Annotated in this window: 10 protein-coding genes, 3 tRNA genes and 1 pseudogene; 1 reads left to right on the top strand and 13 read right to left on the bottom strand. The window is 33.0% G+C overall.

Annotated elements, in window-relative coordinates:
* Window positions 1-8: 8 nt before the first annotated feature.
* The 11 genes from trxB to CPG45_RS10095 form a co-directional block, all read right to left on the bottom strand.
* A complete protein-coding gene (gene trxB / locus CPG45_RS10145) occupies window positions 9-923 on the bottom strand; it encodes a thioredoxin-disulfide reductase (RefSeq protein WP_096231784.1) in 915 nt (304 codons plus the stop codon).
* Window positions 924-995: 72 nt separating this feature from the next.
* On the bottom strand, window positions 996-1,271 hold the full coding sequence (locus CPG45_RS10140; protein ID WP_096231783.1) for a spore coat protein: 276 nt from the start codon (window positions 1,269-1,271) through the stop codon (window positions 996-998).
* Window positions 1,272-1,283: 12 nt separating this feature from the next.
* The gene (locus tag CPG45_RS10135; RefSeq protein WP_096231782.1) at window positions 1,284-1,469 is read right to left on the bottom strand and encodes a spore coat protein; all 186 of its coding nucleotides are present in this window, start codon (window positions 1,467-1,469) and stop codon (window positions 1,284-1,286) included.
* 82 nt (window positions 1,470-1,551) lie between these two features.
* On the bottom strand, window positions 1,552-1,866 hold the full coding sequence (locus CPG45_RS10130) for a MazG-like family protein (RefSeq protein WP_096231781.1): 315 nt from the start codon (window positions 1,864-1,866) through the stop codon (window positions 1,552-1,554).
* A 12-nt stretch (window positions 1,867-1,878) separates the two neighbouring features.
* Window positions 1,879-3,396, bottom strand: coding sequence for an FAD-dependent thymidylate synthase (locus CPG45_RS10125; RefSeq protein ID WP_096231780.1), 1,518 nt, complete (start codon window positions 3,394-3,396; stop codon window positions 1,879-1,881).
* A 286-nt stretch (window positions 3,397-3,682) separates the two neighbouring features.
* Window positions 3,683-3,758, bottom strand: a tRNA-Lys gene (locus CPG45_RS10120).
* 4 nt (window positions 3,759-3,762) lie between these two features.
* Window positions 3,763-3,848: transfer RNA gene (locus CPG45_RS10115), tRNA-Tyr, on the bottom strand.
* A gap of 207 nt (window positions 3,849-4,055) precedes the next feature.
* Window positions 4,056-5,237: an iron-containing alcohol dehydrogenase gene (locus CPG45_RS10110; RefSeq protein WP_096231779.1), complete on the bottom strand. Its 1,182-nt coding sequence runs from the start codon at window positions 5,235-5,237 to the stop codon at window positions 4,056-4,058.
* A gap of 167 nt (window positions 5,238-5,404) precedes the next feature.
* Window positions 5,405-6,577 carry an ABC transporter permease gene (locus CPG45_RS10105; RefSeq protein ID WP_096231778.1) on the bottom strand — a complete coding sequence of 391 codons (1,173 nt, stop codon included), beginning with the start codon at window positions 6,575-6,577 and terminating at the stop codon, window positions 5,405-5,407.
* A gap of 15 nt (window positions 6,578-6,592) precedes the next feature.
* Window positions 6,593-7,255, bottom strand: coding sequence for an ABC transporter ATP-binding protein (locus CPG45_RS10100; protein WP_502695786.1), 663 nt, complete (start codon window positions 7,253-7,255; stop codon window positions 6,593-6,595).
* Window positions 7,256-7,269: 14 nt separating this feature from the next.
* Window positions 7,270-9,048, bottom strand: a complete 1,779-nt coding sequence (locus CPG45_RS10095; protein WP_096231777.1) for an efflux RND transporter periplasmic adaptor subunit — start codon at window positions 9,046-9,048, stop codon at window positions 7,270-7,272.
* A 165-nt stretch (window positions 9,049-9,213) separates the two neighbouring features.
* Between CPG45_RS10095 and CPG45_RS10090 the strand changes: the two genes are divergently transcribed.
* Window positions 9,214-9,289 (top strand) — tRNA-Thr (locus tag CPG45_RS10090).
* Window positions 9,290-9,542: 253 nt separating this feature from the next.
* Here the strand turns inward: CPG45_RS10090 and CPG45_RS10085 are convergent.
* Window positions 9,543-11,147: an IS1182 family transposase gene (locus tag CPG45_RS10085; RefSeq protein WP_096231776.1), complete on the bottom strand. Its 1,605-nt coding sequence runs from the start codon at window positions 11,145-11,147 to the stop codon at window positions 9,543-9,545.
* A gap of 363 nt (window positions 11,148-11,510) precedes the next feature.
* Window positions 11,511-12,325: pseudogene (locus tag CPG45_RS10080) on the bottom strand (Rpn family recombination-promoting nuclease/putative transposase).
* Window positions 12,326-12,391 lie beyond the last annotated feature (66 nt).

The raw sequence follows: 12,391 nt of genomic DNA, 5'->3' as shown, positions 1-12,391 counted from the left end.
GGTTATTTTTATTCCTCCATACTATCTATATATCTTTCTGCGACATATGCAGCAATTGCTCCATCTGCTGTAGCTGTTACGACCTGTCTTAAAGTTTTCTTTCTTATATCTCCTGCAGCGAAAACACCCGGTACATTTGTCCTCATATCTTCATCCGTCAGTATATAACCATATTCATCTGTATTTACGATACCTTTTATTATCTCAGTATTTGGGCTTAAACCTATTGCAACAAACATTCCATCTACTTTTAAAGAATTTTCCTCATTTGTCTTAACATTTTTTAGTTTCAAGCCTTCTACGCCATATTCGCCTTGTATGTCTGTTACAACAGTATTCCATATAAATTCTATCTTGGAATTTGCAAAAGCTCTATCTTGAAGGGTTTTAGATGCCCTTAACTGATCTCTTCTATGGATAACATAAACCTTTTTTGCAAATTTCGTCAAATAATTGGCGTCTTCCATTGCCGTATCACCGCCGCCTATGACAGCAACGACTTGGTCCTTATAAAATGCTCCATCACATGTTGCACAATAAGAAACACCAGAGCCTCTAAATTTCTTCTCTTTTTCAAGTCCAAGTTCCTTAGGCGTTGCGCCCATTGCCAATATTATAGACTTAGCCTCGTATGTTTTTTTACCGGTGTTGACTTTCTTTACCTTTCCGGTAATATCAAGCCCTACAACTTCTTCATTATATATTTGAAGGCCATATCTCTTTGTCTGTGCCTCCATCTTATTAATAAGGTCTGGGCCGCTAATATCTTCATAGCCAGGATAGTTTTCTATTTCATATGTTGTAACTATCTGACCTCCAAGATACATCTTCTCGATCATAGCTGTATCAAGCTTTGACCGACATGCATAAAGTCCTGCCGCAAGTCCTGCCGGACCACCACCAAGAATAATTAAATCGTACATAAAGATCACTCCTTAACAATAATAATGGAAGTAGTAATACTACTTCCATTATTATATCATATTTTTTTGATTTTACATCATACCTACTGGTTGCCTAAATTTGTTTTTTGCTTCCTGTATATCCTGTGGTTGTGCTGGTTTTACTGCATACCAGCCTCTTTGGTTTATGGCATTCCAAACTTGCTTTTGCTCCTCAAATGTTGAATTTAAGGCATTTATAAAATCTCTTTTGATATTATCATTTGCAGCTTCAATTGCAGCATGTGATAGAGTTACAATCGCAAGCTTGTAATCTCCAAGCACACCCATCATAATATCTTTATCTGTCATGCCCATATTATTTGGCATATGTATACCTCCTTAACCAAGATTTCTTACCATTGAATTGAAATTGTTTTGGCATCTGCTTGACAGATTCTGACATAGCGCCTTTAATTGTTGGTCTTGAAGCCTTGTAGCACAATCACTCAAACATTTTGCCATATGTTCTTGAAGTGAAAGTACATCATCAAGGTACATTAATTCTTTACTTGTTATTTGTGGCAATTCAATTCCTCCTTTCATATAGTTCAAATATAATATGTGCACATGCAAAAAAAATATACGACATTATGTCGTATATGTAGATTTATTTTATGTATCCTTTTTTCTTTAATTTATCAATATGCTCATTAAGCTTTTCTTCTATATTTATACTGTATTGTTCTTCAAGCACAAACATCATAGATACAGCCACTTGTGCAACATCCAAAAGCTCCTCTGAGATTTTCTCGGCTATATCCTTATTGGTCATTTTTACATTTTCACCGTTTAAACCTCTAAATTTGCCTATGACTTGCGCTAATTCACCAGCTTCTTCCATAAGCTTTAATGCAGTAGACTCAAGAGACGGTTTAAGATTATTTAGTCGTGGTAAGCTTATCTCTTTATACTTTGTCTCCATATCAACACCACCTTATGACTGATTTCTTCTGGCAAGAAAACCCGTAAATTCAGGTGTTATCTCTTTTATGATGTCAAGCATTTTGTATGAAATACTTCTTATATCCCATTGTGCTTCAGGTGTGCATCTTAAGTTTGCAAAATGGTCAAATGCCCATAAATCAGTGTCCATCATTATAAGCCTCTTATGTGCATTCGTAACGGTATACGGGCATAACCTCGGTGTTTTTTTGCGCAATTCATTGTATAAGTCTTCAGATGCTTTTATCGCATTTTCAAGAAGTTTAGTGCATCCCGAATTTTCTATATTTGGTGGAATTGTATATCCATTCTCTATAGTTGGCTTAAAAGCATTAAAATTAATCATCCTATGTCTTAGCAATTGATGCCAACCAGCTTCACTTACCATAATCTGAAATTTATACCTTATAGCTCTAAAGGGTTCAATTAAATGGTCATACTGATTTATTTTAGATACAGCGCTATTGACAATATCCATTTTTTCTTCCTTTGATAAATTCTTTATAGCTTTTTCTATAACTTTAATAGGCTTACCTGTATAAGAAAATAAGACATGGCTTATCAATACATCAAGTGGCTTCATATCACTATTTTTGCCTGTATAATCAATAAGCTTAACATCATCTCTTTCGGTTTCATTGCTATATTCATAACTTTGTGCTATATCTTCAAGTTTTTTGTTCACTGTCATTTGATATTGTGATGGGCTCAAATGCCTCATCATACTCGGTGCAATCTTTTCAGCCTCATTAATTATATTTTCGGCTAATAGTTTAGCTTCTTCTGTCTCGTGTGCAAGCAACTTTCTTATAATATCTTGTAGATCAAGAGCATTTAAGGCAACTGCAAAGCTTGTCTTTGTCGACAATAAAAGGGCGTATCTTGCATCTTCAAACGCAATCTTGCTTATTTTACTATTATATGCCTTTTCACTCTCGTTTTCTTTTCTTTTAACAACTTTTTTAAGATAATCTTTCAGTCTCTCTACAAGTGCCTCATATGTATCAAATGAAATATTCCACACTTTTATGAATTTCTCTTTTAGCTCAGGATAATCTTCAAGTTCAGGAGGTATAATAAGTTTATCCCTTGTAGGCCTTTGATACCTTTGACTCCATTCAATAAAAGATGGTCTTTTATTCATTAATTCGATATCGCCTGAAAGATACCTTGAAACATCTTCTATGCATAAGTGCATCAAATGCTGTTCAGCTATTGAGGAATGGCCGAATTTTTCTACCCATTTTTCGTGAAATGCTTTGGCTTTTTGTATAGCTACATCCATAGGAAAATCAGATGATGTCACAAAATCGTTTATGTCTAAGTCGCCTGATGTTAAGGATTCTAATATATTTAACCTCCAACTGGTATCTCTTCTACTTACTTTAGAATTTATAGGTGGTATAATAAATTCCGGTAGTGAATGTATAAAGTAGACAGAGCCATATACATTTGTCACGAACCGTTTTAAAAGTTTCTCTTCACTTTCTGTGAGTTTTTTCATCAGCATAATAAAACTCCTCTCACTTAAAAAATCATCTATAATTATATCATATTAATTGAGAACTTTATATTAATATCGAAAAAAGTCATAAAATGCCGCTCGATATACAAGAAGAAATATGATTTTTTTACCGTAAGTGTATAGGGTATTTATAAGGTTCAATCTATTTATATTTGAGTTTGATTGCATAAAAATAGAATTGAAAAAGAGCTTGATAAATCAAGCCCCTACAAAATTCCTACGGATATCTTACAAATTTTAATTTTCATCGATAATCACAGATTATAAAAAATGGTGACCCATCCGCGATTCGAACGCGGGACACCCTGCTTAAAAGGCAGGTGCTCTGCCGACTGAGCTAATGGGTCATAATGGTGGAGGGAGATGGATTCGAACCAGCGAAGGCGTCAGCCAACAGATTTACAGTCTGCCCCCTTTAGCCACTTGGGTATCCCTCCACGCTATTAATTTAATCATCTATTAACGTCGACTTTTATATTTTATTATAAATCGACGATAATGTCAAGTATTAAGAATTCAAAAATGTCATATTATACTTCCAATCAGACTTACATTTATAAGTGGAACTTTAATGTAAGTTATTTAATTTTTAGACAAAAATTTTATTACAACTAAATTACCCACAGATAAATGATATATTCAATTTAAAAACAGTTTTTGTATATTGACATTACTTCTTTCAATGATAATTTATAAGGATCTACTTCGAAGAGAGACCCCATAGTATCAATAGCATTCTTCGATAATTTTTCAATCTCATTTTCCCTAACTCCAAAGTTTGATAAGTTTAAATCTTCCATGCCAATATTCTTAATCAATTTTTTAAGTCCAGTTATAAAGCATTGTGCCTGTTCTTGTTTGGTACTGCCTTTTATCTCTTCTCCCATTGTTTTAGCAATGTCTATAAACCTATCAGGAACTTTAGATGCCATAAAGCTAAAATACGATACTGAAAGCATTATAAGGCCAGCACCATGTGGTACGTCAGGATGAAACGCACTTATAGCGTGTTCCATTGAGTGATGAGAAATGCATGACGATAAAGATTCTACTATACCTGCCGCTGTACTTGCCCAAGCCAATGCTGTGCGCGCTTCAATATTGCTTCCATCCTCAACTGCCTTTGGAAGATATTCTGTTATAAGACTGATAGATTGAAGTGCAAGAACATCGCTAGCAGGCTGATTGACATTAGCAAGATATCCTTCTACTGAATGGAAGAAAGCATCCATTCCCTGATATGCAGTAAACTTTGGCGGAATTGACACCATTAATTCCGGATCAACTATGGAAAGTGTTGGATATGTATATCTACATCCAAACCCAATCTTTTCATTAGTTTCTGTCTTGGTTATGACAGCCCATGGGTCAGACTCGGTACCCGTACCTGCCGTTGTAGGTATTGCAACTATAGGTAAAGCTCCATTTTTTACCTCCATACCTTTTCCACTACCGCCAGATACATAGTCCCAATAATCACCGGGGTTCTTTGCCATAACAGCAATTGCCTTTGAAGAATCTATAGTACTGCCACCGCCTAGACCTATAATAAAATCACAACCATTTTCTTTAGCTATTTTTGCACCTTCTGCTACATGATCCGATATAGGATTTGGTAAAATCTTATCATATACAGCATACTCAACACTATTTTGCTTTAGATAATCAATAACTCTATCTAAATAACCATGCTTTCTCATAGAGTTTCCGCTTCCAATTACTATTAGGGCTTTCTTTCCTGGCAAAGTGAGTGATGCCAATTTTTCCAATTTGCCAGGACCAAAAACTATCTCTGTAGGCATAAAATATGTAAAATTAGACTTCATGCAAATACCTCCTTAAATTTGTTTTTTTGTTTTATATGCTGTTACAATTTAATAGTTTAATTGTTGTCTATTTTAATTATGATATTATTAAAAATAAAAGTCAATAAAGAATTGATATTAATTAGTGCTAAATATTAATTTATCAAATTCCACAGTAGCACTTCATATTATTCATAATGAAGTGCATCTATTGGCTTTAATCCAGCTGCCTTGTTTGAAGGATATATACCAAAAAATAGCCCTATTAATAGAGAGAAGGAAAATGATAGTATAATCGTAGAAAGCGACGGTTTTACAGTCATATTCATAAAATGCCCTAGTAAATACGTCGCTAAAAATCCAAATAATATTCCAACTATGCCTCCAACTCCACTTATCGTCAATGACTCTATTATAAACTGCAATAGTATGTCTTTTTTCTTAGCACCTAGAGCCTTTCTTATGCCTATCTCCCTTGTTCTCTCTGTTACAGATACAAGCATTATATTCATAATGCCAATACCACCAACGATTAATGAGATACCTGCAATTCCTCCCAGCATCATTGACATTGTATTGCTGACACTATTCATAGTTGATAAAATATCTGATTGATTCATAATCCTATATGCATTTGTATCCCCTTTAAATATGTTGTTTAGCATATTTTCCACGTGATACTGCGCTATATTCACATATTGCTCAGAAGAAGCACTCATATATATTTGCGTTATTCCTCTGTTTCTTTGAAAAACAAACATTGTCTTTATTGGGATAAAAATTGAGTCATCGTATGAATTGGATATTGATGATCCACCTGATGCAAGTACTCCTATTACAGTGAAATTATTTCCATCCAGCTGTATTGTTTTACCTACTGGGTCAGTAAACCCAAATAGATCACTTGCAACATTGCTTCCAATTACGGCTACCTTCTGCCTCATCATATTGTCTATTGATAGTATAAATCTCCCTTCTGCTAATTTAAGGTTTCTTAATGACATGTAATTTTCATTTACGCCATTTATACTTTCCTCATATGATTTATCACCGTACTTTGCATATGCATTTCCGCTCATTATCGGTGATATTTTTGAAATGTAGGCTGAATCCCCTATCGACATGGCTTCGTCATATGACAGGGAATTATCCATACCTCTACCCATTATTGATACCATTATTAAATTTGATCCCATGCTTTTAATCTGTGATGTTACTCCTTCTGTAGCACCTTGTCCTAGGCTCACTAACCCTATAACAGACATGACACCTATCACAATTCCAAGCATTGTCAGGAATGACCTTAATTTATTGTCAATAATACTTTTTAATGACATTTTAATTGCTTGCATCAGACCCATTATATACACTTCCTTCTATTCATATATTTTACCATCCATGATTCTTATTGTTCTTTTTGCCTGATTAGCCACATTGATATCGTGTGTTATCAGAATAATCGTATTACCCCTGTCATTTAATTCTTTTATAATTTTCATGACTTCTTTACCACTTTGGGAATCGAGATTTCCTGTTGGCTCATCAGCTAAAATTAGATGTGGATTGTTCGCAAGGGCTCTTGCAATTGCAACTCTTTGCTGTTGTCCACCCGACAATTCGTTTGGCTTGTGATGGATTCTTTCTTTCAGCCCGACCATAGTTAATAGTTCCACTGCTCTATTATATCTTTCTTTTGCTGGAATACCTTTGTAAATCATCGGTAGTTCGACATTTTCTAATGCCGATAATTTTTGAAGGAGGTTAAAGCTTTGAAATATAAAACCTATCTCGTTTGATCTCAATTCGGCTAATTTATTATCATTTAACTTACTTGTGTCATAACCATTTAAAAAATATTCACCGGATGTCTTAACATCTAGACAGCCTATAATGTTCATTAATGTAGACTTGCCTGAACCAGAAGGTCCAACAATAGAAACAAACTCTCCTTCATCGACGTTCAAATTGATATTGTCAAGCGCTTTAACTATGTTATCACCCATTTTATATATTTTTGAAAGATTTTTTATAACAATCATATTTATACCTTCCATCATTTTGTATTCCTATTTCCACTAGATTGTTGCTTTACCATAAAACCAGCTCCACCAGATCCGTTGCCAAAACTTCTATTTTCAAAACCTCCATTGCCGAATGCTCCATTACTAAATCCACCACGATTATTTGTACTACTTGTCACACTAGCACCTGATATTAAGACTTTATCACCTTCGTTTAATCCGCTCAATATTTCTATGTATTTATCATTATACAATCCAGTCTGCACTTGTCTTATATTATTCCTTGTTCTGCCATTATTTTTAGAATTATTTTCATCGTATAATACTACATATTTATTATTCACATTTGTTTGAACTGCTTCAATCGGCAATAACAAAGTATTATTTTTTTCAGCAACAATAATTGATACATTCATAGTCTGACCAAGTTTAAGTTTATCTGTATACGGCAGTGATACAGTTACATCATACGATGCTACATTGTTTTGTATTGTCGGTATTGATGATATTTCTGTTACAGTGCCATCAAAAGTCTCCCCAGGCAAATCATCTGTTGTGAGTGATGCCTTTTGTCCTATCTTTATTTTATTTATATCTACTTCATCAATAGGTACATCTATTGAAAAGCTGTCATTATTGACTATAACTGCTGTCTCAGCTTGATTAGAAACAGATGAAAGATTACTTATAGTTGTATTACTACTGCTACTATTATTGCCAGAATTAGCATTGCTGGAATTAGAACTAGCACTACCATTAGAACTATAATTTGAACTACTTTGACCGGATAGCTTATCACCTTCATTGATATTTTGTGATAACAATATTCCATCAATTGGCGAATAAATATTCAGGGAATTTATCTGGTTTTGAATCTGATCATAATTATTCTGAGCCTGTTGCAACTTTAAATTGTCATTTTTGATTTGAATGTCATTTACATTACTTGTTAATGTAGCAATAAGAGTTCCTGCATTTATCTTTTGTCCTTCTTTTACATTTATGCTTGCAATTGTACCTTGTACTGATGATGTTATTGTATTTGTATTTTTAACACTTAATGTACCATCTTGAATCGCTCTCTCTGGTCCTTGATCAGTATATACTGTCACTTGAGCCTTAACCCCGTCAGTTAGCGCTCCAGGATTCTTTAAACCCACCGTAACATAGTAATATATTGCTCCATTTACTGGTATACCTTGTGCTGAAACATCTGTCACATTTCCCTTGATTGTTGCATACGAATTGTATAAATAAATATCAGCACTTTGCCCCACTTTTATATTATTTATTTGTGAACCATTAAATGGCACCTTAATTGTTGCATTAGAATAATCTGTTATAACGGCTATTGCTGTACCTGAGTTTACATCTTGGCCTACTTTGACGTTTATGCTATCTACAATACCTGAATATGCCGATACTATATTTTGTTTTGATATAGCGTCATTATATGTCTTTGTATCGTTATCAAGCTGTTCCTTTGCAAGCTCTAAATTGATTGAAGCATTTTGAAGTTGTTGATTTAAATCATCATCTTCAATTTGATAAAGCAATTCCCCTGCTTTTACTTTATCTCCAATTTTATGATAAACTTTTTTAACAACGCCATTACCTTTTAACGTTATTATTCTTTTATTTGTATCAAGATTACCAGTTCCATCGACGTGCATTGATATATTACCTCGTGTGACTATTATATATGGTGTTCGAGTTGTTGTAGCTGAAGATTTTTTTCTTTCAAAATATATAGTAGCACTTATAATAATAATTATAATGATACTAATAATTACGATGTATTTTTTTTTCATATCAATACCATCCTTTCACTGTGCAAAGCACATAATATAATTATAATAATTATACATAATAATTTCATCAAATAATTAAACAATTTGTTAACTTTATGTGGCAAAAATAAATCAATTTTGTACTTGATTAAACTTTATTTTCATGTTATATTATATAAGTGAAATGCTGGCGTAGCTCAGTCGGTAGAGCAGTTGATTCGTAATCAACAGGTCAAGGGTTCAAGTCCCTTTGCCAGCTCCATATTTTAAAATATCAACAAACTCTTTGATTGCGAGTTGAAAAAGTAGAGAAGATAAATTTATGTTGTAAAAAAAGGGCTGTTGCAAAACTACTTTAAAATAGTTTGCAATACCCCTTTTTAATGTAAAAAGGCTGTATAAAAATGAAAAAACAATCATGAAAATATATGTAATTCATCTGATTTTCTATGATTGTTGAGTTTTAGGCGCACTTAAATAAGCCTTGGGCTTTCTGTAATTTTTTTCTTCAAATCTCAGGCTATTTTTATTCCATGAAGGTGCTTTTCACATCTCTCATTCTGTATTTTTGCATGCAGTTTGTTTACATCGTAGGAAAAACATAACAGCATAAACTCCGTTTTTACACTGTTTTTCCCACGTGTTAAAAATCTATTAAATTGGTAATCATTTTTTAGAACTCCAAAAGCACCTTCTACCTGTATTGAACGATTAACTCTCAGGAGAATTCCCTCCTCAGATGTGATATTCTCATAAGATATTTGTCGCTTCTCTACAAATGTTTTTGATACTTGCATCTTTCGGTTGCCTCGTGCTTTTGTACATTTTGATTTATATGGACAATTGTTGCAGTCTTCACATTCGTATACAGTAATTTCTGAACGGTAACCACTTGCTGAAGTCCTATAAATGATTCCAATTGGTCTAAGTTGTTTTCTATTGTGGCAGGTATATTCATCTTTATCTTTATCATAAACCATGTTTTCACGCTTACTAATATCATTTTTAAAACTTTTCTTCTTCCACTTTTCATATGTCTGCGGCTTTATGTAGTATTTTTGATTTTTTTCTTCCAAATACAGATAGTTTTCTTCACTCTCATATCCAGAGTCCGCTATGATATTTTGATATTTGTTTCCTAAATTTGATTCCATATCATTTAGAAATGGAATAAGGGTAGTGTTGTCAGACCTGTCCTGAAATATACCAACACCAGTGACATACTCACTTTCAACCCCAATCTGCACATTGTATCCTGGCTTTAATTGAGAGTTGTTCATGTGGTCATCTTTCATATGCATAAATGTTGCATCTGGATCAGTTTTAGAATAACTATTCCTTCCATCCAATAATTGATTGTGTGTATCATAGTTCTTTTGACGTTCGTAAAACTTCTCTAGCTCTTCATTAAATTTTTGGAGTTTTGACTTGCGTTTCCCTATACCATGAACAAATTCTATCTGCTCTTCTTCTTTTTTCTTTTTAAGATAGTCAATTATCTTTTCTATGTCATCCAATAAAGTTTCTTTAGTAACAGTAAAATTAGTCATATACGTAAGATTAATTGATTCTATGCAAGATTGTATTTTTGTAAACATCTTTGCCTGATTTTTATTAATAGCCTTTTTCCATACAAATGTATAGCGGTTAGCATTGGCTTCAATCTTTGTACCGTCTACGAAGAGATGCTCAAACTTTACTTCACCTATTTCATGGAGATGCTGTACCAACTGATAAAACAAATCTTCCATTGCATCGGCGAGATATTCCTTGCGGAATCTGGCAATAGTAGAGTGGTCAGGTGCTTTGCTTCCTTCAAGCAACCACATAAAATTAATATCCCTTTTGCATGCACTTTCTATCTTTCTGCTGGAATAAATGTTATTCATGTAAGCATAAGTTAATACCTTAAACAGGATTTTTGGCTCTACTGCAGGTTTTCTTCCAGTGAAAGAATATGCCTTGTACAACTTTTCGTAATTCAATCCCTCCAATATTTGGCTAAGCAGGCGAACCGAATCATCCTCTGGTATTAACATTTCACAATTTAATGGAAGAACTAATTGATAACATCCATTAAATTGTGTATAATTCTTATTGTATAATTTACTTTTTTTCATAACTTAATTATACAGTAATTGCAGGTTCCAAAGAACCTGCAATTTTTTTTTGCGTATAAAAAGAGACTGATGCACTATGACCTATTCAGTCAGTTGTGCGACAGCCCCTTATTGTATAATTAAGTTATGCATGTATATGCTAATATAAAAGTGAGCCAAAAAGTGGCTCTGTGCTTACGAATCCCTCCAATGGTACTTTATCCTATATTTTTTAAAATAGTAAAAGTTTCTTTGAGACTTGATATATAAGGCTTTTAAGTACTTTGTTAAGAAATTAAAATTGCTTAAAATAACTTAAGATTTTTTTAGTTCTCATACATTTCGCATACATAAAAATATATTTATTTCAAAAATCAATTTGTCCTAATTCATCAATTTTTTTATCTCCTCTTTTGATAACTCTGTAATTTCTGCTATTCTATCAATGTCCATACTTTCTTTTAATAATTTTTTGGCAATTTTTATACTTTTTTCTTTTTCGCCTTTTTTAATACCTTTTTCTATTATCATTTTGTACGTTTCTGATTCTTCAATCCTAAACATTCTTACCACCTCCATAAAAGCTTTTTCGATAACTTCTCTTTTATAAACTATACCTGACAATATTTCAGCCTTAAATGCTATGTCTTTCTTTTTGTTTATGTCTACAGGAATATTTTTTATAGCTTCAACACATCTTTCCAGATATTTTTCTCCTTCTTCTTTCCTTCTATTTTTGTCCATCAATGGAAGAAGCGAATATAAATCATAATAATCTGTTTTTATAACATCAGTATATTTCAGGTCACCAACACTTATTATTCTGTATCTATAGTTTAATGCGTTTTGTTCTCCAAAGTCGTAGCTTAAGCTATTTGCCATTTTTACATTGTCTTTTCCTATATAAACAACTATCTGATATGGTAAGAGATTATGCTTTTACATTATCTCAAGCGAATATCTTAGCATCCTATAAGGCATTTTTCCGTCATTTTCTGATTGAAATTCAATGTGCACAGCGACTTTCCTTTGTCTGTAGTACATTTGAATATCATGTCGCTGTCTCTTCTCTCAACTCTTGCAAATTCAATATTAAGTTCATCAATCTTTGTATATTGCAATCCAAGAAAATAACTCATTATGTCATCAGCCATATCAGAAAAAATATTTTTCATCGTTATATCGTATTTTTGTGCCATTTTTCTTCCTTCCATTTCTCTTTATCTCACCTTTATTATATCATATGAATATAAAAAATACAGATT

It is taken from the genome of Thermoanaerobacterium sp. RBIITD (assembly GCF_900205865.1).
Classification (GTDB): domain Bacteria; phylum Bacillota; class Thermoanaerobacteria; order Thermoanaerobacterales; family Thermoanaerobacteraceae; genus Thermoanaerobacterium.
Note: the sequence above shows the minus strand (reverse complement) of the source record. Positions and strands in the feature narration are given on the sequence as shown.